The sequence below is a fragment of the Ruegeria sp. YTSC192 genome, assembly GCF_059609705.1.
In genome coordinates this window covers 495,617-517,687 of the sequence record NZ_JBXWMG010000001.1, presented here as the reverse complement: position 1 = coordinate 517,687, position 22,071 = coordinate 495,617, and the positions used below count along the sequence as shown (strand labels likewise).

Sequence of the window (22,071 nt, the reverse complement as noted above, 5' to 3'; positions counted from 1 at the left end):
GGCATTTTTTTCGCTGCAAGCACATGCAGCGAAAAATTCAAATTCACAGTTTGGGCTCTCTCCCACCTTTCTTTGCGGCTCGCATAGACTGGCGGTCAGAGCCCTTGCCAGACCTTCACCGCCATATTTTACTTTGCTAGCGCAGAGAGCCGCGAACGGCGTAATCCGGACATTCAATTCCACCAAGTGAATTGGAAAGGCGCGGACAAAGCCGCCGCTAGTACTATCAGTGCAAGCGGCGGCTTCGAGTACGTTGCGACTCAGGCGAGAGTCACCCTTGGTGAAACACACTTGATTTTCTATCTACTTATGATCCGTGTCCGCCCCGAGACGCGAATTCCTTCGCCGTGAGCAGAGCTGATACATGCTTTCAGCATTGATCTCGCGCCCATGTCCTCGCCCTGAACGATGTCGATTTCACCGCCGTGGGGCCATCCGATGTCGCGAAGATAGCCAGACAGTGCCGCTGCCGCGGCCCCCGTCGCCGGGTCTTCGTTGACGCCACCGATCGCAAACGCATTGCGGCTGTGAAACCGGCGTGGCGTTTCCGCCCATAGCAGACTGATTGTGGTCAGATCATACTGCCGCATGAGCCGTGCGCCTTCGGCCAAGTCGTAGGATATTTCGGAAAGCGTCAACCTGTCGCCTAGCGCCAGAATGAGATGGTTGTTCCCGGCATTGGCAACCGCAGGTGGAAGAGCGGGGTCAAGGTCAGCGACCGTGAGATCAAACAGGTCAAGCGCGGACGTCAACAGGACCTGGTCTGCCGCCGCGCTATGGGTCGGGGGGGACGTCAGGGTTGTGCTGCCACTCTCGTTCGTCTCAACGCTGATGCGTCCTGAGTTGAGGTCGAGCTGAAACAGCCCATGGCCATTGCGCTCAGCTAAAACACTGCCCAGAGCAATGGTGGCGTGTCCACAGAAAGCCACCTCTTCCTCTGGCGAGAAAAACCGCACCCGCCACCCATCGTCCTGGGGAGCGGCAAAGACGGTTTCGGAATATCCAATCTCTGTTGCGATGCGTTGCATCTCGGACTCGGAGGGAAGCACTTCGCCGACGACGACACCTGCGGGGTTGCCGCCATTGTTGCCATCCGAAAAGGCAGCGATGCGAAGAACGGGTCGATTGGGTTCAATTTTCATGGTCAAAATCCTTTTTCTGCTGTCGTGGGACTGGAACGGATCGGCGACGGGGTCTGAAGCCTTCGCGGCCTGCGTCCGTTGAGCCCCAGTGGTGATGCCCACCGGGGCCCGATGTGGTCATTCGGTTATGCGCGCCAGAAAGTCCTGCATCTCGGCCGCAATCACATCGCCATATTCCTCAAGCGCGAAGTGCCCGGTATCAAGCAAATGGAATTCCACGTCCTTCAGATCGGCCTTATAGGGGTACGCTCCGTCAGCCGGGAAGATATGATCGTTCTTTCCCCAGACGATCAGCGTCGGCGGCTGGTGTTCCCGGAACAGGGCTTGCCACTTGGGATACTCGGCGACATTGGTGCCGTAATCCAGAAACATCTCAAGTTGCACGTCCTGGTTGCCTGGACGGTCGAGCAGATACTGCACGTGCCAGAAATTGTCAGGGCTCACCGTTGAGACGTCACCAACACCGTGGGTGAATTGCCATTTGGTGGCGTCGAGCGTCAGAAAGCCACGCAACGCGTCACCGTTCTCAGAACTGGGGTCAGCCCAGTAAGCTTTGATCGGATCCCAGAATTCGCGCAGACCCTCGTCATAGGCATTGCCGTTCTGGATGACAAAACCGGTGACCCGTTCGGGATGCTCGGCGAACATACGAAACCCGATTGGCGCGCCGTAATCCATCAAATAGACGGAGTAGTCATCGACACCTATTTCGTCGATCAACCGTGTTACTGTTTCCGCAGTATTGGCGAAGCTATAGTCATACGTTTCGGCAGGCGGCATGTCCGATGCGCCGAAACCAAGATAGTCCGGGGCAATGATGTGATAATCCTCGGCCAGGACCGGGATCAATTCGCGGAACATGTGCGAGGAGGTGGGAAAGCCGTGCAGCAGCAGGACCGTCGGGTTTGATGGATCACCAGCCTCGCGATATGCGATGGTTTGCCCGTCGATCTCCATCGACTTCATGTCGACAACAAAGGGGCTCTGGGCTGCGGAGGCGTTATTCGGCAGGGTTACCGGCAAAAGCGTGGTGCTGGCAAACAGTGCGGCGAGGATGGATGTGTGCATACGTTTCTTCATTGTTCCGGTCCTTTCAGGATTGGGTTGGTGAGCCCGAAGCGCTGGATGTACGCAGGGCGCGGGTTTCGGCCCTCAGGGCCTCGTTCTCACGGCGCAATGCCGCGATCTCTTGATGTGCCTCATCAATGGTAAAGCGACGCGGAATGTGGCTTGGGCAATTCCAGTCGAATGCCTCGACTGTGATCAGGACGGCGCGTTCGGGACGCGCCGGGTAGTTTCGGTCGTGCAACTGGCTTAGAATTTCGGGATTGTCGGCGCCTTCGATCAGGTGCGCCCGGCCCCAGAGTTTCAAACGGCGGCGGTTGGGATAGTCCATCAGGATCATTGAAAGACGATCGTTGCCCGACAGGTTGCCGGCGCTGATGTACTGGCGGTTTCCCCGGAAGTCGGCGTAGGCCAACGCTCTGGATGACAGCACCTTCAGAAATCCGGTCGGGCCGCCGCGGAACTGGACATAGGGCCACCCGGTCTGGGATACAGAAGCCTGGTAAAACCCATCGCGTGCGCCGATGAAGCTGACCTCTTCCGGTCCAAGCTCTTCTGAGCTTGCAAAGTCGTTGCTGAGGAATTTTCCGTACCCTTCAGCGGACCCCATCCGCGATTGCTGCGCGCGGACGTCAGGCGTAAAGGCAATGGTCGCAAAGGCCCGTGCCATGGCGTTTTCCTTTCGGACAATCATTAGTTTCTTTGCATCGAGGTGCCTGGTAAGGCTCTCTGTGGCCCTAATTTGTGAAAGGTTGGGCGATTTGACAAACGACGTTGTCTATCGCAGGCTTAGAAAAAGTTAGCCAACGATATGAACCGCAAAAACTACCCTCTGAACGCACTTCGCGCGTTCGAAGCATCGGCACGACATCTCAGCTTTGTTGCCGCAGCCGAAGAATTGTCCGTGACACCCGCTGCCATCAGCCATCAGGTCAAGAAGCTGGAAGACTATCTCGGCGTTCCGCTGTTTCGACGACGGACGAGAGGTCTGGTTCTTGTCGAGGCAGGGCAGCTATTGGCCAAGGAACTTCATTCTGTGTTTCTGACCCTCGATCAGGCCATGGAGAATGTGATGGAGACGGACAAGGGTGGATCTTTGGCGCTGACCGTGGCGCCAACATTCGCCGCAATGTGGCTGATCCCGAGGCTACAAAAGTTTTACGCGCAACACCCAGACATTGACGTGCTTGTTTCGACCAGCCTGGGCCTCGTGGATTTTCAGCGAGATGACTTTGACGCAGCCATCAGGCTTGGGAACGGGCAATGGCCAGGACTAGAAGCGATCAAGCTGTTCGACGAGTCGGTGATCCCGATGTGCAGTCCGCGTCTGCTCGAAGGACAAAACGCCATCAAAACGCCTTCTGATCTCAGGAACCACGTTCTGTTGCACAACCAATCGATGGATTTTGACCCCAATGCCCCGACCTGGCAGACTTGGCTTGACGCAAGCGGCACACAGGGTGTCGATGCCTCGCGCGGCATGCAATTCAGTCTACCGGATCATGGACTTCAAGCCGCGATCGACGGTGCAGGCGTCGTTCTGGGTTGGCGGTTTCTTTCTGCAAAAGATGTTCGGGCAGGTCGCGTGGTCGAGCTTTTCGACTTGGCCATACCTCTTGGGTCAACATTCTACCTCGTCTATCCAGAGGCCCATTCGCGGCGACCCAACATTGCTGCCCTTCGCAATTGGATTCTAGGAGAGCTCAAGGACCCCTAAATGGAACGCTTGGTATGTGCTTTTGGCTCACACCCCCTTTTCTCTGCGGCTCGACGCTTGTAGCTGATGGACGATGAATTCATCGGTGCGATCTACGACTAATTCCAAACGCGAACAAACGATCGAGGGTTAGCGTGACAACACCTTTGCCCGAGCTTTGTTGGAGAAACCCGGGCAAAGCTATGTCAAAGCGACAAGGTTCTGACGCGGTCGCGTAGTTGGAATTTCTGGATCTTGCCGGTTGAGGTTTTGGGAAGCGTCTCGAATATAACCGCTTTTGGGGCTTTGAAACCGGCTAGGTGATCGCGACAAAAGGCGATGATATCCTCGGCGGATGCCTCGGCCTCGTCGCGCAATTCGACAAAGGCGCAGGGGACCTCGCCCCATTTTTCATGCGGCATTGCGACCACGGCGGCGGCCTGAACCGCGTCATGGCGGTACAGCACCGCTTCGACCTCGACGGACGAGATGTTTTCGCCGCCCGAGATGATCACATCCTTCAGCCGGTCGCGGATCTGGATGTAGCCATTCTCATGCATCACCGCTCCGTCGCCGGACCAGAACCAGCCGTCCTCGAAGGCGTTCGAGGTCGCCTCGGCGTCTTTGTAATACCCGGCCATGACCGTGTTGCCCCGGATCGCGATTTCACCTTGCGTGGCTCCGTCACGCTGTACTGGTGCGCCGCTGTCGCGGTCGATCACGGTGACCTCTTCGACCATCGGGAAGGCAATGCCTTGTTGCGCTTGCAATTCAGCCTGCTCTGCAGGGCTAAGATCGTTCCACTCCTCCTGCCAGAGGCATTGCGAGATGTGGCCGTAAGTCTCGGTCAGACCATAGACCTGCATGACATCAAGCCCCATCGCGCGAGTCTTCTCCAAAACCGAAGGGGGTGGAGGTGCGCCGGCGGTCAGCACTCGGATCGCGGGGTCAAAGGGGGCGGCGTCGCTTTCGGCCTCAGTCAGCATTTGCAACACAATGGGGGCGGCACCGAAATGAGTCACACCATGGGTACGGATTGCGTCCAGAATTCGGTCTGCGGCGGGGATGCGTGTGAAGACAATCGTTCCTCCAAGCATCGCCATTAGCCACGGATGGCCCCAGCCGTTGCAGTGGAACATCGGCACGACGGACAGGTAGACCGGATAGGGCGGCATTTGCCATGCTGTGCCCGTACCCAACGCCATCAGGTACGCGCCACGGTGGTGATAGACCACGCCCTTGGGACGGCCAGAGGTGCCCGAGGTGTAGTTCAGCGCAATCGCGTCCCACTCATCATCGGGCAGATCGACTGGCAGGGGCGGGGCTGTGGTCAGCGCCTCATAGGTCTGGCCTCCGAGGCTTTCACCAATGGCGGCGGGATCGGCGATTTCGACCACAGGTATTGTGCGACCCAGCAGATCAAAGGCTTTGGACAGAAGCGGCACCAGTTCCCGGTCCACGATCACCAGCTTGGTGTCCGCATGGTCCAGGATATAGGCGATGGTTTCGGGCTCGAGCCGGGTGTTGAGCGTATTCAGCACCCCTCCGGTCAGTGGCAGCGCGAAATGCAGCTCAAACAGTTCCGGGATGTTCGGGCTGAGGACCGAGACCGTATCCCCTTTTTGCACGCCAAGCGCGGCTAACCCGCTGGCCACTGCGCGAATGCGGGCGGCGGTTTCCGCCCAGCTTCGTCGGATGTCACCATAGATAACGGCTGTGCGCGCGCCGTGCAGAGTTTCGGCCCGGCGCAGGAAGGACAAGGGCGACAAAGGCACGTGATTGGCCCGTGTCTTCTGTAAGGCTTCGAAATGGTGACGCATCCGGGTCCTGCCTGTCTTAGCTGTTGGGCCGCACGCGGGCGGCGGTTTTGTTGGCAAAAGCTTCCAGCCGTTCGCGGGCGGCGGGCTGGGTGTTGACTACGCCGCCGACCACGGCTTCGGCATAAGCGGCATCCATGCCGGACATGTTATTCAAATGGCTGATCGCCGAACAGATTGCAAAATTGGTCAAGGGCAGATTCTGTGCGATTTGTTCCGCCAGTTCCATTGCCTTGGCCATGCTGCCACCGTCTTCGGTGATGTACTGAGCCAGGCCCAGATCGACGGCCTCTTGCCCCTGATAGACGCGGCCTGTCAGGATCATGTCGATCATGCGGTATTTGCCGATCATGTCCGAGACGCGGATGGTTGCGCCTCCGCCTGTGAAAATCCCGCGCTGACCCTCGGGCAAAGCGAAATAGGTGCCGGGGTCGATGACGCGGATATGGGCGGCGCTGGCAAGCTCCAGCCCTCCGCCAACCACCGCGCCTTTCAGGGCGGCGATGATCGGAACACCACCATATTCCATCTTGTTGAACGCCTCATGCCAGCGCAGGCAGACATGCATGAAGTCATCCGGGCTGCGGTCGGCTTTCCAGTGTTCAACCAGATCCAGGCCTGCGCAGAAGTGATCGCCTTCGCCGGTCAGCACCACCGCCCGCACGCCGGCCATACGTGCGCCGCTGAAAAAGCGGATCAGTTCCTCAATCGTTGCCACGTCCAATGCATTGCGCTTGGTCGGGCGGTTCAGGGTCACGACATAGAGGCCGTTGTCACGCTCGGAAATCGCGAGGTTCTCATAGGTGGCGGGGTTCACGACATCATTCATGTTGCGGATCCTTTTAAAGGCGTTATTCGGGGAAGGCCGCGTCAAGCAGGCTGCGCGCGCCGTGCAGGATGCGGGTGTGTTCGGCACTGCATTCGGGCAAGATGTGCTGGGCAAAGAACAGCGCAGTGGCGATCTTCTGGGTCATGAACTGCGTGTTCTGCCCATCGTTCAACGCAGCCTGCGCCGGGGTGACAGCTTTTGCCAGTTTCCAACCCGCCGCAAGCGTACCTGCCAGCATTAGGAACGGGACCGAGCCCGCAAACGCGGCATCGATATCTTTGCGGCTGTTTTCCAATAACCATTCCAACGCGGCTTCGAAAGCGCCGCGTGCCTGCGCGAGGCTTGCGCCGATGGCTTTCGCGGTGGCATCGCCTTCTGCAAGCTCGGCCTCGGTCGCTGCGATACGGGCAGCGAACCGGCGGGCGGTCTCGCCCCCGTCGCGCATGACCTTGCGACCCAGAAGGTCGTTGGCCTGAATGGCGGTGGTGCCCTCGTAAATCGGCAGAATGCGAGCGTCGCGATAGTGCTGAGCGGCGCCGGTTTCTTCGATGAAGCCCATGCCGCCGTGGATTTGAACGCCCAGCGAGGCGACTTCGACCGCGCGTTCCGAGCAGAAGCCCTTGACCAGCGGAACCATGAACTCGGCCAGAGCGGCCATGGCGGGGTCATCCTGATGATGTGCAATGTCCAGCAGTCCGGCCGTGGCTGCCGCCATGGCCCGCCCGCCTTCGGTGAGGCTGCGCATCCGCATCAACATGCGGCGCACGTCAGGGTGTTCGATGATCGCCACCGCCTCCTTGACCTGACCACTCACGGGGCGGCTCTGGACCCGGTCCCGCGCGTAAGCCAAGGCGCGCTGATAGGCGCGTTCTGATGTCGCGATGCCCTGAACACCAACGGAAAAGCGCGCGGCGTTCATCATGATGAACATATATTCCAGCCCGCGGTTTTCGTCACCGATCAGAAAGCCCGTGGCGTCTTTGTATTCCAGCACCGCCGTCGGGCTGGCGCGCACGCCCAGCTTGTGTTCGATGCTGACACAGTTCACTGAATTCTCAGCCCCGACCGAGCCATCCTCTGCCACCATCTTCTGCGGGACGATGAACAGGCTCAGCCCCTTCGGTCCGGCTGGCGCGTCAGGCGTGCGGGCCAGAACCAGATGGATGATGTTCTCGGTCAGGTCATGCGCGCCATATGTGATGAAAATTTTGGTGCCGGACACACCATAGCTACCATCTTCGCGCTGCACCGCCTTGGTCGAGACACGACCCAGATCGCTGCCCGCCTGCGGTTCGGTCAGGTTCATCGTGCCCGACCAGCGCCCAGCAATCAAAGGCTCTAAATAGGTAGCTTTCTGCGCGTCCGAGCCTGTCAGCAGCAGTGCCTCGATCGCGCCGTCAGTCAGCAGGGGGCACAGGCCAAAGCTCATGTCGGCAGCATTCAGCATCTCGACCGCCGCTGCGCCAACCGTTCGCGGCAGGCCCATGCCTCCGAACTCAGGAGGGTGGGTGAGGGCTTGCCAGCCCATCTCAACAAATTGCGCATAGGCCTGCGCGTCCCCTTCGGGCATCGTCACGCGGCCGTTGTCAAACTGTGCGCCCAACGTGTCGCCGATATGGGACAAGGGCGCGATCTGTTCGCTGCAGAAACGGGCATAGCCTTCTAGCGCAGCGCCGATATCGGTCAGTTCGAAGTCCGAGTATGCGTCCAGCGCGGACACTGTTTCCCAATGGGACAGGTGTTCGATACAGAACATCAAATCCTGTACGGGCGGCTGATAGGACATGCCAGATTCCCCCAAGGGCAATTGTGGTTTCACGTCATTTATCTACCGAATAGCTTGCCGAAAAGCTCATATATTGCCAAGTTAATATCCGATATTGCCAAATCGGGGCTGCCATGGCCAGCAATGACCCACCTTCACTCACAACTGTTTCAGTTGGTTTTATCCAGGATTGGCTGGAGGCGCTGAGGGCGTGTTGCAGCGCTGATCAGATGCAGGTCCTGCTGAAGCGCTCGGGCCTCGAAACCAGCGCTTTAGAGCCTTCGCAGCGTGTCACACTTAAGGAAATCGCCCGCCTGTACCAGCTTGCCGCGCCTGAGACCGGGGATGAGATGATGGGCCTCTGGAGCCGTCCCATTCGGCCACGTGCCCTACAGCATCTTGTGACCGTTCTGCGCGAAGCAAGCAGCCTGACCTCGGCACTGTATCGTTTCTCGACATTTTGGAACTTGTTGCTGGATGATTTCCACCTGAACCTGCGCACCGGGCCGGACGTGGCTGAACTTTCGCTCGTGCCGTATCGGCCAGATACAGCACCCCAGCGCTTTGGCCATATGCTGATCCTGAAGCTTGCGCATGGGCTGCTGTCATGGCTGAGCGGATCGGAAACGCCGGTAAAGGCCGTTCGCTTTGCCTTTGCGCGGCCCGGTTTTGCGGCGGACTATGCGGTCGTCTTCCCCTGCGCGGTCATGTTCGATGCCTCGCAGACAAGCATCCTGCTCGACCCGCGCCGCTTTGACCGCCCGATCACGCGCAGCCCGGCTGAGGCCTCCCTGTTTCTGGAGCGCGCGCCGATGGACTGGATTTTCACCAACTCGCGCGTGCATACGAACAGCCTGCAGGTACGTGCGTTCCTTTACCAGTCATCGTGGAAAAGCAGCCAGCTGCCCGACGCGGCCCTGGCCTTGAATATGACGCCCCGGACGCTGAACCGGCGTCTCAAGGACGAGGGCACCTCGTTTCAGGACATCAAGGATGCCCTGCGGCGCGATATCGCAATCCGGGCCTTGCAACAAAGCGGCGACAGTATCGAACAGATTGCCTTTGATACGGGGTTCTCGGCCCCGGCGAATTTTCACCGCGCATTCCGGAAGTGGACCAACCGCAGCCCGGGTTCGTATCGCGCACAGGATCACGCAGTCTGAATGCAGCGACGCTTGCATATCGCTGTCATATTGAGCCTCTATGGGTGGCCGGGCCGCAATGGTTCGGAGTGTCTGTCCAAGGGCAGGCATTTGCATAAGGGGAAATGAATGCCATCGGATAAGAATACCGGCATCGGCTTTATCGAAAACCGGCCGTTTGATGAGATCAATGTCGGTGACACGGCTGAGCTATCCCGGACCCTGACTGCGCAGGATATCGACGCCTTTGCGGCGGTTTCAGGAGATGTGAACCCGGCCCATGTGGATGAGGCCTTCGCCCAGGAGGACGTCTTTCACAAGGTGGTCGCGCATGGCATGTGGGGCGGCGCGCTGATTTCCAATGTGTTGGGCACGCAATTGCCGGGGCCGGGAACGATTTATCTGGATCAGACCCTGAAATTCCTCAAACCCGTTGGCATCGGCGATACGGTCACTGTGCGCGTCACTGTGAGTGAAAAGCGGCCCGAGAAGAACCACGTCGTTCTCGATTGCCTCTGTACAACTGGCGATGGCAAGCCTGTCATCACCGGACAGGCCGTTGTGATTGCGCCGGACAAAAAGGTCAAAAGGCCGCGAATGGCGATGCCGGATCTGGTTTTGCACCACCGGGGCGCCTCGTATGACCGATTGCTGAGCGCGGCTCAGAAAATGGACCCATTGCCAACCGCTGTGGTCCATCCCTGTGATGCAAGCGCGCTGGAGGGAGCGCTCTCGGCCCGTGACTTGGGTTTGTTAGAGCCTGTTTTGGTCGGTCCGCGTAGCCGGATCCAACATGCGGCGGACGCGGCCGGGTTGGATATCAGCGGGCTCAAGATCATTGATACACCGCACAGTCACGCCTCGGCTGAAAAGGCGGTGCATCTGGCGCGGGATGGCCGTGTAAAGGCCCTGATGAAGGGCGCGTTGCACACGGATGAAGTCATGTCGGCGGTTGTCTCCAAGGCCAATGGTCTGCGCAGCGAACGCCGGATGAGCCATGTTTACGTCATGGATGTGCCGACCTATTCCAAACCGCTTTTGATCACCGATGCGGCCATCAACATTGCGCCCGATCTGCAGACCAAGGCGGATATGGTTCAGAACGCGATTGATCTGGCCCGCGCCATCGGGATCGAGACGCCAAAGGTGGCGATCCTGTCAGCGGTTGAGACGATTACACCCCGGCTTCAATCCACGGTCGAGGCTGCTGCGCTGTGCAAAATGGCGGATCGCGGGCAGATTACGGGGGGCGTGCTTGATGGCCCTCTGGCCTTTGACAACGCCGTGTCGATGCGCGCGGTCACGACCAAGGGCATCAAGTCCGATGTAGCTGGGCAGGCCGATATACTGGTCGCACCGGACCTTGAGGCCGGCAACATGATCGCCAAGCAGCTCATGTATCTGGCCGGGGCCGAGGCCGCGGGGATCGTACTGGGTGCGCAGGTGCCGATCATGCTGACCAGCCGCGCCGATGATCGCCGCACCCGCATCGCCTCGGCGGCGATTGCGGTGTTGTATGACCAATCGGTGCGCTGATTAATTCACCGCGTCGCGGGTTCGGGAAAGCGGGCCCGCGTGCGGTTGGCGAAGGCGACCAGTGACAACATCACCGGCACCTCGACCAGCACACCCACCACCGTTGCAAGCGCCGCGCCAGAGTTCAGGCCAAACAGGCTGATAGCGACCGCTACGGCCAGCTCGAAAAAGTTCGAGGTTCCGATCATGGCGCAAGGGGCCGCGATGCGGTGTGGAACTTTCAGAGCATAGGCCGCCCCATAGGCCAGCGCGAAGATGCCGTAGCTTTGGATCAGGATCGGCACGGCGATCAGGACGATGACCATTGGTTTGGCCAGGATCGTCTCTCCCTGAAGGCCGAACAGGATCACCACCGTTGCGATCAGTCCCATGATCGACCACGGCTTAACGCGGGCGGAAAAGGCGTCGATAGCCTCTTGCGATCCCAGTTTCCGACGCGTGAGCAGCCCGGCAATCAGGGGCAGAACCACATAGAGAACGGTGGCCAGAACCAGCGTTTGCCACGGCACCGAGATATCTGTGACCCCCAACAGAAAGGCGACGATCGGCGCAAATGCCACCACCATGATCAGGTCATTCACCGAGACTTGCACCAGCGTATAAGTCGCATCCCCTTTGGTCAGTTGCGACCAGACAAATACCATCGCTGTACAGGGCGCGGCCCCCAACAGGATCAGACCCGCAGTGTATTGCGCTGCGTCTTCTGGCTGAATCCACGGGGCAAAGACATAGTCGAAGAACAACACCGCCAGCAGGGCCATGGTGAAGGGTTTGATCAGCCAGTTGACCGCCAGCGTCACGATCAGGCCCTTGGGTTGCCGCGCGACGCCCGCGACTGCTTTGAAATCGACGCCCACCATCATCGGGTAGACCATGGCCCAGATCAGCAGGGCCACGACCAGGTTGACGCTGGCCACTTCGGCCCCGGCGATCAGCCCGACCAGACCGGGCGCAGCCAGTCCGATCAGCACGCCGCCGACCATGGCGAGGGCGACCCAGATGGTCAGATAGCGCTCGAAGATGCTCATGAATATGCCTCAGTTGTTTGATCGGTCAGTTTGCCCGAAGTGAGCGCCGCAAGCGCCACCATGACAGCCGCTGTGCCCAGCACAAGGGGCAGGCCGCCGACCTGATAGGTAAAGCCGGACAGGACGGTGCCCAAAAGGCGGCCTGTCGCGTTGGCCATGTAGTAAAAGCCGACATCCATCGTGACCCGCTCGGACTTGGTGAAGGCGAGGATCAGGTAGGAATGCAGGGATGAGTTGACAGCGAAAATTGCTCCAAACACCAGAAGGCCAACGACCAGAGTGATCGTCAGCCAAGTCTCCGGCCCGGAAGACAGCAATACTGCCAATGTTAGAGCCGCTGGAACGCAGAACAGCATTGCAGCCCAGCTGCGTGCGGCGCGGATCAAATCGCCTTCGGATCGGTCTGAGGCCCTCAGGATTTTGGGCGCGTTGGCCTGAATAACGCCGTAGAGGATGATCCAGAACGCCATAAAGGTGCCGATCATGAAAAAGGCGGCGCGGTTGCCCTCTTCGGTGCCATCCGAGAGGACGGCGTAGAAATAGATCGGGATGCCAACCACGAACCACACGTCGCGGGCACCGAACAGGAAAACCCGCGCGGCGGAGAGCCAGTTGACGTTGGCAGATTTCGAAAAGACCTCAGAGAACTTCGCGCCTTTGCGCCCTTTGGGCAGGCCGGGCGGCATGAAGCGGATGACGGCGAACAGGATCACCGCCAGAACAACCGCCATCACGATGATCGCCGCCTGAAAGCCCAGCGTTGCGAGCATCGCCGCGCCCAACAGGAAGCCTAGCCCTTTGACCGCGTTTTTTGATCCGGTCAACACAGCCACCCAGCGAAACAGCCCGCCGCCTTCGGTCGGGGCCAGCAGTTTCACTGCGGATTTTGAGGACATCTTGGCCAGATCCTTGGCCACTCCGCTTGCGCCTTGCACGATCATGACAAAGGCCACGGATGCGCCAATCGCCCAATTAGGGTCTAGTTGCGTCAATGCCAGCAACGCCACCACCTGCAACCCAAGCCCGGCATAGAGTGTCGAGGTCAAGCCAAACCGCGCCGCGATCCAGCCCGCGGCAAGGTTCGTCGCCATCCCGGCGATTTCATAGAGGACAAACAGATAGGCCAGCTGCACCGGTGAGAAGCCCAGCGTATGAAAGTGCAACAGCACCAGCATCCGCAGGGCCCCGTCGGTCAGCATAAAGGCCCAATAGGCCGCCGTGACCGCGATATAGGCCGACAGCCCCTCGGGTCGGTCGGTCACAGCGAGGCCCCGACCATCAGCGCCACATCGACCAGGCGGTGGGCATAGCCCATCTCGTTGTCATACCAGGCATAGATTTTCACCTGCGTTCCGTTCACCACCATGGTCGACGGCGCATCCACGATCGAGGACCGTTCGTCATTGGTGTAGTCGGTCGATACCAGCGGACGGGTCTCATAGCCCAGAATGCCATTCAATTCACCTTCGGCGGCGGCTTTGAAGAAGGCGTTGACCTCTTCGACGGTGGTCTCACGCTCAACCTCGAACACGCAGTCGGTCAGTGAGGCGTTCAGTAGCGGTACCCGCACCGCATGGCCGTTCAAGCGCCCCTTGAGTTCAGGGTAGATCAACGTGATCGCCGTGGCCGAGCCGGTCGTGGTCGGGATCAGTGAGTTCAGGGCCGAGCGCGCGCGCCGCAGGTCCTTGGCGGGGCGATCGACGATGGTCTGTGTGTTTGTCACGTCATGGATCGTGGTCATTGAGCCGTGGCGGATGCCCAGATTCTCGTGGATGACCTTGACCACCGGGGCCAGACAATTCGTGGTGCAGGAGGCTGCAGTCACGATCTGATGGGTCGCCGGGTCATAGATCTCGTCATTCACACCCATCACGATATTGGCGGTTGGGCCGTCCTTGACCGGGGCGGAAACGACAACCTTTTTCACACCCGCCTCAAAGTAAGGGGCCAGCTTTGCCTCGGTCTTGAAGACACCGGTGCAGTCGATCACCACATCGACGCCGTCCAGCGGCAGGGCGCTCAGGTCCTTGGTGCCGACAAAGGGCAGGCGCGTGCCGTTGATGGTGACGCTGTCCGCATCATGCGCGAAACTGGCGTCCCAGCGGCCATGAACCGTGTCGAATTCCAACAGATGCGCGTGCATCTCGGCGTCACCGACCGCGTCATTGATCCAGGCGATCTTGGCACCTTTTTCCAGCAGCGGTTTCAGGGCCAGCTTTCCCATCCGGCCCAAGCCGTTCACAGCATATGTGGTCATTTCAGTCTCCGACAGAGGTTCTGCCGATGTCATCGACAGCAGATTGCAGGGCGATCCGGTCGAGGCTTTCGACCGGCAAAGAGGTAAACGCCTCGATCCGGCGCTTCAGCGCGCCATAGGCGTTTTGAAAGGCGAGGCTTTTTTCGGCGTCGGTTCCGGTGGCTTTCACCGGGTCCTCCATGCCCCAATGGCCGCTGATCGGCTGGCCTTCCCAGGCTGGGCAGTCTTCGTTGGCGGCCTGATTGCAGACGGTAAAGACAAAGTCCATCTCGGGCGCGCCGTCGGCTGCAAATTCCGACATGTGTTTGGAGCGCAGGACCGAGGTATCGTGGCCCTTGTCCCGTAGCACCTGCACGGCAAATGGGTTCAATTCGGACGCGGGCTGCGTTCCGGCGGAGTAGACGGTGAACCTGTCGCCACCCATTTGGCGCAACAGGGTCTCGGCAAAGATCGAGCGGGCGGAATTGCCCACGCATAGAAACAGGACGTTGAACTTGCGGTCAGTCATGTCTTCATTTCCTTGTGTGAACGGCATGCAGATATCAGGGCGACCCCGGCAGCAATCGACGACCAGAAAGTCCAGCATCCTCTGCACCTTCGCCATGTCGACGGAATAAAGCAGCGACGTGCCCGAGCGTTCCTGAGTCACCAGCCCGGACCGTTGCAGCGCATTCAGATAGTTCGACATGGTGCTGGGTTTTATATCCAACTCCGAGGCCAGCTCACCTGCTGGCACGGTGTCAGGAAACCGTCGCATTAACATGCGAAAGACAGTGATGCGTTGCGGATGGCCCAGAATGGCCAGCTGATCGGTGATCTCTTTTATCATATTTCATGAAATATAGAAATACATGTTGGCGGTCAACGGGGAAACCTGTTGTTTCACAGAACTTTCATGAAACTTCAGCACGCCGATCCGGGCTTGCAGGTTCAAACCTGAAGAATTAAAGAAATCACCGCATCCTTCCGAGTTCAGTTTCGGAAGTCCAATGGTGCCGCTGTAGCTCAGCTGGTAGAGCACGTCATTCGTAATGATGGGGTCGGGGGTTCGAGTCCCTTCAGCGGCACCACCTGTTTCCAAATATTGACCCTATCGACAAAGGGTATCCTCCAAACGCGTGTTTTGTAGTGATGCGCGTGAAACCAAAGGCCTGGCTTCCTTCGTCAATCCCGATGGCTCAGGGCACGAAAAGATATCGCGCAAACAAAGCGTCGTAGCCACAGATTCTCCCCCCTCTCAATGCGATGAGAGGGGGGAGCTTTCCAGAACCCCTTGCAGGGTTAAATCGTGGAGTAGTCTGATCAGACCGACAGGCAGACGTATTTCATTTCCATATAGTCTTCCATGCCGTGGTGGCTGCCCTCGCGGCCAAGGCCGGACTGTTTGACGCCGCCGAACGGGCCGACCTCGGTCGAGATGATGCCGGTGTTCACGCCGACGATGCCATATTCCAGCGCCTCGGCCACCTTGTAGACGCGGCTCAGATCCTTGGCATAGAAATATGAGGCCAAACCGAAGATCGTGTCATTGGCCATGGCGATGACGTCATCTTCGTCCTCGAACTTGAACAAAGGGGCCAGCGGGCCAAAGGTTTCGTCCTGTGCCACCATCATGTCCTGCGTTACGCCGGTGACGATAGTGGGTTGGAAGAAGGTGCCGCCCAGATCATGAGGCAGGCCGCCGGTCAGAACCGCGCCGCCTTTGTCGGTGACGTCCTTGATATGCTCTTCGACTTTGGCCACCGCGTCGTCGTTGATCAGGGGGCCGGTGGTCGTACCAGCACTCAGACCGTCGCCGACTTCGAGCGCCTCAACTGCGGCTTTCAGCTTGGCGGCAAAGGCATCGTAGACGCCCGCCTGCACGTAGATGCGGTTGGCGCAGACACAGGTCTGGCCATTGTTACGGAATTTGCACAGCATCGCGCCTTCGACTGCCGCATCCAGATCGGCATCGTCGAACACGATGAAGGGCGCGTTGCCGCCCAGTTCCATCGAGCATTTCATGACCTGTTCGGCCGCCTGACGCAGCAGGATGCGCCCCACTTCGGTCGAGCCAGTGAAGGTCAGCTTGCGCACGCCGGGGTTTTCGCAGAACTCCTTGCCGATCTCGCTAGCCCGTGACGATGGCACCACGTTGAACACGCCAGCCGGAACGCCTGCTTTCTCGGCCAGAACCGCCAGCACCAGCGCCGACAGAGGGGTTTCCTTCGCGGGGCGGGCAACAAAAGCGCAGCCCGCTGCCAAAGCTGGCCCGGCCTTGCGGGTGATCATCGCGTTGGGGAAGTTCCAGGGCGTGATCGAGGCCGCAACGCCAATGGGTTGCTTCATCACCATGATCCGCTTGTCGCGCTGGTGGCCGGGGATGGTTTCACCGTAGACGCGTTTGGCCTCTTCACCGAAGAATTCGATGAAAGACGCGCCATAGCCGATCTCGCCAACAGCCTCGGCCAGCGGTTTGCCCTGCTCGGCGGTCAGGATCTTGCCCAGATCCTCGGCGTTTTCCATCATCAGGTCGAACCAGCGACGCAGGATCGCGGCGCGTTCCTTGCCGGTCAGCTTGGCCCATTCTTTCTGTGCGGCTTCTGCTTGCGCGATGGCGCCTGCGACCTGCGCGCGGCTGACATCGGCAACTTCGGCAATCACGTCCCCGCGTGCGGGGTTGGTCACTGCGAACGTGCCGTTGTCACCATCCACCCATTGGCCGCCGATATAGGCCTTGGTCACCAGAAGGTTGGGATTCTTGAGCAGGGATTTCAGATCAGTCGTCGCGTCCAGCATGGGTCAGCCTCCGGCAATATTTGCGTTGCGCGCACCCAAACAGGTGTCATGCGCTTTGTCTATGTCCATCGTGGCGGGGCGATGAACCCAGTTGTGCCCCTTTTCCACCGCGCAACGAATTTGGCCCCCGCCTTTGCCCATATGGCTTTCATTTCGCTTGGGAGTTTGCGACAGTTTCCGAAATTTCCGGGCGATAGGGGATGTAAATGATCATTACATTGCCTATCTATATAGTAATATAAAGAAAAAGGGATAGCATAGATGTCGAACCAGCAGTTTGAGGCCTTGATCAAAGAGACTCAGTCCAAGGTGCGTGAGTCGCAATCACAGATCGAAGGGCTGACATCGCGGATTGAGGCTGCGCGGGCCAAGATCGGCACCGCCGAGGCGGATATCGACATCGAAAACGCCACGCTTGAGGACGTACATGCCCATACCGAGGTGATGAACGCCAATATCGCCGAGCTGATCATGGGGCTGGACGATGTCACCAGCGCATTCTCGAAGGATTTCGATGAGATGCGCTCGAAAACCGGGTGGGAATCGTTTGTTGGCATCTTCTCGAAAGGCAAATCCGAGTCGCTGCGGCAGGAGCGGATGCGCACGGCCAATATCGACGACAAACTGCAGGACCTGATCGCCAAGTCCGACGTGATCGTCAAACTGCTGGAGGGGCAACTGTCCGTATTGGAAGAACAACGCGTCAAGGTCGAGGAAAACCTGACCGTCACTCTGGATGACCGTGAAGCGACCGTGGCGGAGCTTGAGGCGCTGCGGGCCGAGATTCAGGGCATGGACCCGGCGATTATCACGCTGGAAAACAAGATCAGCGTCGAACAGGATGCCGCCGCGCGGACCCAGCTGGAAACTGAACTGGCCGAGCTGAACAAGCAATACAACGCCAAGGTTCAAGAAGAACAGGTCAAGCTGGCCAAGTCACAGACGCTGGAGCGCTATATCGAAAAGGGGAAGACCTGGGTCGACTCACTGCAGAACCAGGCGGCGACGCAGATGGTGCTGATCAACAAGCTGCAGACAGACACGCAACAGCGCGTGGTGCTGTATGACGCCCTGACCAAATCGTTGAAAACCGCGCAGCAGCAGGACGTGGCCCACCGCATCAATGAGATCGGTGTGAAGACGGATCAAGAGGCGCAAACCGCCATGGCCGCCATTGGCACCGCGACCAACCAGAAAATGGCCGACATGCTTGAGGCGCATGAGGACCACATGGTCTTTGCCCGCGACGTGCTGGAGAAAAAGGCCAAGGCGGATGAGCGCTTTGCCCGCCGGTTCGCGTCGATTGTCGAGAAGCATGACAAGAATTTGTATGGCGGATGAATGTTGCGCTTTTCGGACGTCAACTGGTCAACTTTCGGCAAACCCAACAACTTGTCCAGTTGGGTGGCAAGCTGGCTGGGTCTGGTCTTCGTTCTATGGCTCATCTACCTAGCCGTGGGCTTCAAGCCATGGATGCCGGTTATTCCTCTCGTGCAGATTGTTCATTTCAAATTCGGTTGGTTGACGAGGAATGAAGACTAGTTCTCATAAAAGACTGGCTTTTTTCAGTAGTCAGCCCAAAGGAGGTTCTCTTTTTGAGTGACCCCACCCAAGACCATGTCGGCTTGACCGACACTTTCGCTTCGCGCCGGTATTTTCGCAAATTCGAGGTGATCACCGTCCACCTCCTGCGCGTGGCTGCAACGATGGAGGCTGAGGGCGCGATCAGCAAGCAAGAGGTGCGGATCGTGTCGCGCTACCTCTCGGGGTTGCTTTACACATTCCGCGCGCTCTCCATGAAATACCTACTGGTCGGGCGTGATACAGGGCGGTTCTTTGGCAGCCTTGCGATGGACAAGCGCGACAGCGGGTTCCCGGTGGCGGCCGAGTTGCTGACTATGGCCAACGACGCGCAGCAGGCTCAGGTGCATCTGGCGAATATGCCCTCGGAAGATGATCTGAAAACCGACATGGTGCGGACGATCATTGGCGATCAGGAAATCCCAACCAAGCTGCAATTCGCGCTGTCCCAAAGGCTCTATTACGAGGAATTGTTGAAGGGAGAGCTGTTCTGGGCCCGCAACGATCCCGAATGCCACTGGATCGGGAATGAGGATGAACGGCGCAAGTTCATGATCCATTGGGCGGTCTATGACAGCCAGATCAACCTGCCGGTGATCTACCTGATGCAGTTGGAGGACAGCGGCAAGACGGCCCTGCCCAAAGACCAACGCCGCTGGCCCGAGGTGCAGGCGCATCTGATGGCGCAATCGCTGGGCGGGCTGAAGCTGGTGACCATAGCCAAGGGCTTCGATCAGGATTTCGACGACCTGCACCCCAAACATCTGCGGCGTATTCATGTGGGGCCGATGTATTCCTCGGCCTATACCGAGCAGTCCGGCCCCTTACGGCAGGTGCTGGAGGACGCGCAGGCGCCTCAGGGGCAAGACTGGGCTTTGGCTTGGACGACTGAGGAGCTGGAAAGCGAAGAGGTGATCGAAGAGCGCGCCGGGTGGTTCTCGAGCGTCGAGCGTGAGGTGTTTGCGCTGGACCCGTTCGGCGGGCAAGGGGCCGAGACCGGAGCGACACGCACGCAGCGTTCGATCATTCTGCCCCAGCGTCCGTTTCAGGTTCTGGCCGAGCGAAACCCGCCGGGCTTTGCCGATGTGCGCAAGTTTGTGGTCAGCAAGGCGGGGCAGGTGTTGCGCTATTAGATTTTATGCCTCCGGCGGAGGTATTTTTGAACAGAAGAAGAATGGGCGGTTTTTGAGATGAGTTTGACGTCAGATCAGATGGAATTGCGCGAGGCCGATATTCGCAAGCATTATCCGGCGGCGACGGCCTTGTTGAATGGGTTCGAACACGCGCCGCGGATTGCCAAGGCGGTTACGGCTTCGGTCGAACGGTCTCCGGGCGTGTCGACGGGGCGGCGGTTTCGCTCCACCACGCCGGGATTGGTGACGCGGCGCACGGTGCGCGCTGATGGGGTGCATCTGGTTGAGCGGATCGAGGCCTCGGATGATGGCGATACGCTGGTCTCGCCTCCTCAGGCAACGACGCAGCAGGCTATTCGGCGTGCGATTGCCATCGCTCTGGCCGTGGCCGAAGCATATGCAGAACAGACTCCTTTGGCCGATTTGAAGCGGGCCAATCTGGCTGGAGATTTGCCTGTTGCGCGCAAGACCGAGTTCTCGGAATTGCTGACGGCTGAGGCGCTGATCACATCACACACATTCGGCAATGCGCTGGCTTATCTGATGTCGTCCCATCTGGGCGAAACTACCGTTGATCTGGGTGAGATCGAAGAGGTTCTGACCGACAATGGCCAGCTTGCCCTGCACGGATCCTTGTGGGAGCTGGATCAGGTGCTGGCAAAGCATGCCCCTGACGACGCGCATCTGATCGCCGCCATCAGCGCCTATGCTGAGCAACTAATGGAAAAGGCCGCCCTGCGCGCGCAATCCGCTGGCCATCTGGCCCCTTTCCAAAACGCGGCCTGGCATATCGAGGCGGACGATCTGACGATTCGGGGTTTTGAGCCGGCCTCCAAGGCCAAGTCCACCACCCTGACCATGACATTCAAGAAACCGAACGAGGTGGTCGGCAACCATATCGCCAAGTATCAGGCGATGAAGTTGGCCAAGATGGTGATGGCCTATGATTTCGACCGCCGCCTGAACCCGTTTGCGGAACTTGGCGGGTTCATCTTTACCTTCATGGGCGACGGCAAGCCGGGCACGGGCAAGACCACTCTGATCCAGATGATGGCCGGGCTGATCAACGACTACTGCCAGAACGCGGGCTATCCGTTCCGTTATCAGAACCTGAGCACCGACAATATCGACAGCTATCAGGGCAAGTCCGGTCAGAACGCCAAAGCCTTCATCAACACGATCATCGACCCTTCGGTCATCGGCTTTGGCACCATCGACGATATCGACCAGCTGGCGGGCAAACGCGGCGACCGGCAGTCCTCAGCCGGGCAGTTGGAAATCACCGCCGTGCTGATGGAGAGCTTTGCGGGCGCCAACACCGTTGTGCGTGGCAACTGCACTTTTGGCATGTTCTCGAACTACCCCGAGAATGTGGATGACGCCCTGCGCCAGCGCGCGGGCGCGCGGTTTCTGGTGGACGGGCCGCAAACGCGCGAGGACTATATCGACATCCTGCACCTGCTGATGGGCCGCAACCACGATATCCCGCTGGGCGAGCACGAAGCCTATGCCGCGCAGGAGATCAAAAAGGCCGTCGCCGCCAGTTTCGAAAGCCACGCCCGCCCGCATGAGGACGCCCTGATGCAGGTCTATGACCGGGTCTCCGGTCAGATCGGCCAGATGGACACGATTGCCAAGCTGGGCACCTACCTCAAGGCGATCCAACAGGCGGATGAGCGGTTCACCGGCCGCGCGATCAAGAACATCACCGACGCGGTCAAGGTCCGCGCGATGGACTTCGAACTGCCGGACGAGTGGATGGAGAACCCCGACTTGTTCCTGTTCCGCGACTACGACACCAAGAAGGCCATGATCGAAGACCTGCGCCAGCCGATCACGGTGGAGATGGTGATGCAGGAGATCAACCGCTACGCCGACAGCGAATTCCGCTATGCCGACAAGAGCGATGAGGTCGCCATCGAAAGCGCCGTGCGTGAGATGGGCCGGATGGAAGAGGCCAAGCGGCGGTATCTGGAGGGGAAGGGATAATGCTCGTTTACGCGATTTCTGGTCTGGCACTTGTGATAGGCCTGATCCTGCCTCTGCGTTGGGGCGTGATCGGATTTCTGGGCGCCGTGGCGGTTCTGTTTCTGACCCAATTCGGAGTGAATGCAGGCAGCGGGTTTGAAGGCACCTCATGGGAAGAGTCGCTGATCCTGTTTGAGGGCAGCGTGGTGTCTTACCTTGGGTTCAACTTGCAGATCACAGGGCGAGCGTTTGCGTTGCCGCTGTCGGCGTTGGCGGTCGTGATTGTCGGTCGGTTTAGCAGGAGAACAAACTGAGTGGATCACTATCTCGAACC

Annotated in this window: 19 protein-coding genes and 1 tRNA gene; 8 read left to right on the top strand and 12 right to left on the bottom strand. The window is 59.0% G+C overall.

The features are described from left to right. Positions 1-299: 299 nt before the first annotated feature. The 3 genes from AC2FD8_RS02550 to AC2FD8_RS02540 form a co-directional block, all read right to left on the bottom strand. Positions 300-1,142, bottom strand: coding sequence for a PhzF family phenazine biosynthesis protein (locus tag AC2FD8_RS02550; RefSeq protein ID WP_496853454.1), 843 nt, complete (start codon positions 1,140-1,142; stop codon positions 300-302). 117 nt (positions 1,143-1,259) lie between these two features. Continuing rightward, positions 1,260-2,222 (bottom strand): alpha/beta fold hydrolase, encoded by a 963-nt coding sequence (locus AC2FD8_RS02545; RefSeq protein ID WP_496853455.1) that lies wholly within the window; start codon positions 2,220-2,222, stop codon positions 1,260-1,262. Between the two features lie 13 nt (positions 2,223-2,235). Next, positions 2,236-2,901, bottom strand: a complete 666-nt coding sequence (locus tag AC2FD8_RS02540) for a pyridoxamine 5'-phosphate oxidase family protein (protein ID WP_496853456.1) — start codon at positions 2,899-2,901, stop codon at positions 2,236-2,238. A 117-nt stretch (positions 2,902-3,018) separates the two neighbouring features. Between AC2FD8_RS02540 and gcvA the strand changes: the two genes are divergently transcribed. Further along, entirely contained in the window at positions 3,019-3,924 is a 906-nt protein-coding gene (gcvA, locus tag AC2FD8_RS02535) for a transcriptional regulator GcvA (protein WP_496853457.1), read from the top strand. Positions 3,925-4,109: 185 nt separating this feature from the next. On the opposite strand, the gene AC2FD8_RS02530 is transcribed toward gcvA, so the two are convergent. The 3 genes from AC2FD8_RS02530 to AC2FD8_RS02520 are packed head-to-tail and all read right to left on the bottom strand — an operon-like array spanning position 4,110 to position 8,335. Further along, entirely contained in the window at positions 4,110-5,723 is a 1,614-nt protein-coding gene (locus AC2FD8_RS02530) for an AMP-binding protein (protein WP_496853458.1), read from the bottom strand. A gap of 16 nt (positions 5,724-5,739) precedes the next feature. Beyond that, the gene (dmdD, locus tag AC2FD8_RS02525; protein ID WP_170379890.1) at positions 5,740-6,549 is read right to left on the bottom strand and encodes a methylthioacryloyl-CoA hydratase; all 810 of its coding nucleotides are present in this window, start codon (positions 6,547-6,549) and stop codon (positions 5,740-5,742) included. 22 nt (positions 6,550-6,571) lie between these two features. Continuing rightward, entirely contained in the window at positions 6,572-8,335 is a 1,764-nt protein-coding gene (locus AC2FD8_RS02520) for an acyl-CoA dehydrogenase family protein (RefSeq protein ID WP_496853459.1), read from the bottom strand. A gap of 113 nt (positions 8,336-8,448) precedes the next feature. Between AC2FD8_RS02520 and AC2FD8_RS02515 the strand changes: the two genes are divergently transcribed. After that, positions 8,449-9,477, top strand: coding sequence for an AraC family transcriptional regulator (locus tag AC2FD8_RS02515; protein WP_496853460.1), 1,029 nt, complete (start codon positions 8,449-8,451; stop codon positions 9,475-9,477). Between the two features lie 108 nt (positions 9,478-9,585). After that, on the top strand, positions 9,586-10,992 hold the full coding sequence (locus AC2FD8_RS02510; protein WP_496853461.1) for a bifunctional enoyl-CoA hydratase/phosphate acetyltransferase: 1,407 nt from the start codon (positions 9,586-9,588) through the stop codon (positions 10,990-10,992). A 5-nt stretch (positions 10,993-10,997) separates the two neighbouring features. Here the strand turns inward: AC2FD8_RS02510 and arsB are convergent, their stop codons facing one another. Genes arsB through AC2FD8_RS02485 form a run of 5 tightly spaced genes read right to left on the bottom strand, consistent with a single transcriptional unit; the run spans position 10,998 to position 15,298 of the window. Then, positions 10,998-12,020 carry an ACR3 family arsenite efflux transporter gene (gene arsB, locus AC2FD8_RS02505; protein ID WP_496853462.1) on the bottom strand — a complete coding sequence of 341 codons (1,023 nt, stop codon included), beginning with the start codon at positions 12,018-12,020 and terminating at the stop codon, positions 10,998-11,000. Beyond that, entirely contained in the window at positions 12,017-13,282 is a 1,266-nt protein-coding gene (arsJ, locus tag AC2FD8_RS02500) for an organoarsenical effux MFS transporter ArsJ (RefSeq protein WP_496853463.1), read from the bottom strand. Before arsJ ends, arsB begins: the two co-directional genes overlap by 4 nt. Further along, positions 13,279-14,277, bottom strand: a complete 999-nt coding sequence (locus AC2FD8_RS02495; protein ID WP_496853464.1) for an ArsJ-associated glyceraldehyde-3-phosphate dehydrogenase — start codon at positions 14,275-14,277, stop codon at positions 13,279-13,281. The genes arsJ and AC2FD8_RS02495 overlap by 4 nt, the downstream gene beginning before the upstream one ends. A 1-nt stretch (position 14,278) precedes the next feature. Continuing rightward, positions 14,279-15,106: an arsenate reductase/protein-tyrosine-phosphatase family protein gene (locus AC2FD8_RS02490; protein WP_496853465.1), complete on the bottom strand. Its 828-nt coding sequence runs from the start codon at positions 15,104-15,106 to the stop codon at positions 14,279-14,281. Between the two features lie 3 nt (positions 15,107-15,109). Continuing rightward, a complete protein-coding gene (locus AC2FD8_RS02485; RefSeq protein ID WP_496853466.1) occupies positions 15,110-15,298 on the bottom strand; it encodes a hypothetical protein in 189 nt (62 codons plus the stop codon). Here AC2FD8_RS02485 and AC2FD8_RS02480 point away from each other — a divergent pair. After that, positions 15,272-15,347 (top strand) — tRNA-Thr (locus AC2FD8_RS02480). The two genes, AC2FD8_RS02485 and AC2FD8_RS02480, sit on opposite strands and share 27 nt — an antisense overlap. Positions 15,348-15,579: 232 nt before the next feature. On the opposite strand, the gene AC2FD8_RS02475 is transcribed toward AC2FD8_RS02480, so the two are convergent. Next, entirely contained in the window at positions 15,580-17,055 is a 1,476-nt protein-coding gene (locus tag AC2FD8_RS02475; RefSeq protein WP_496853467.1) for an NAD-dependent succinate-semialdehyde dehydrogenase, read from the bottom strand. Positions 17,056-17,316: 261 nt separating this feature from the next. Between AC2FD8_RS02475 and AC2FD8_RS02470 the strand changes: the two genes are divergently transcribed. The 4 genes from AC2FD8_RS02470 to AC2FD8_RS02455 all read left to right on the top strand — a co-directional run bounded on the left by AC2FD8_RS02470 (position 17,317) and on the right by AC2FD8_RS02455 (position 22,051). After that, positions 17,317-18,396: a hypothetical protein gene (locus tag AC2FD8_RS02470; RefSeq protein WP_496853468.1), complete on the top strand. Its 1,080-nt coding sequence runs from the start codon at positions 17,317-17,319 to the stop codon at positions 18,394-18,396. Between the two features lie 254 nt (positions 18,397-18,650). Further along, on the top strand, positions 18,651-19,769 hold the full coding sequence (locus AC2FD8_RS02465; RefSeq protein ID WP_496853469.1) for a hypothetical protein: 1,119 nt from the start codon (positions 18,651-18,653) through the stop codon (positions 19,767-19,769). A 57-nt stretch (positions 19,770-19,826) separates the two neighbouring features. Then, positions 19,827-21,758: an AAA family ATPase gene (locus AC2FD8_RS02460; protein ID WP_496853470.1), complete on the top strand. Its 1,932-nt coding sequence runs from the start codon at positions 19,827-19,829 to the stop codon at positions 21,756-21,758. Next, positions 21,758-22,051: a hypothetical protein gene (locus AC2FD8_RS02455; RefSeq protein ID WP_496853471.1), complete on the top strand. Its 294-nt coding sequence runs from the start codon at positions 21,758-21,760 to the stop codon at positions 22,049-22,051. The genes AC2FD8_RS02460 and AC2FD8_RS02455 overlap by 1 nt, the downstream gene beginning before the upstream one ends. Positions 22,052-22,071: the final 20 nt, after the last annotated feature.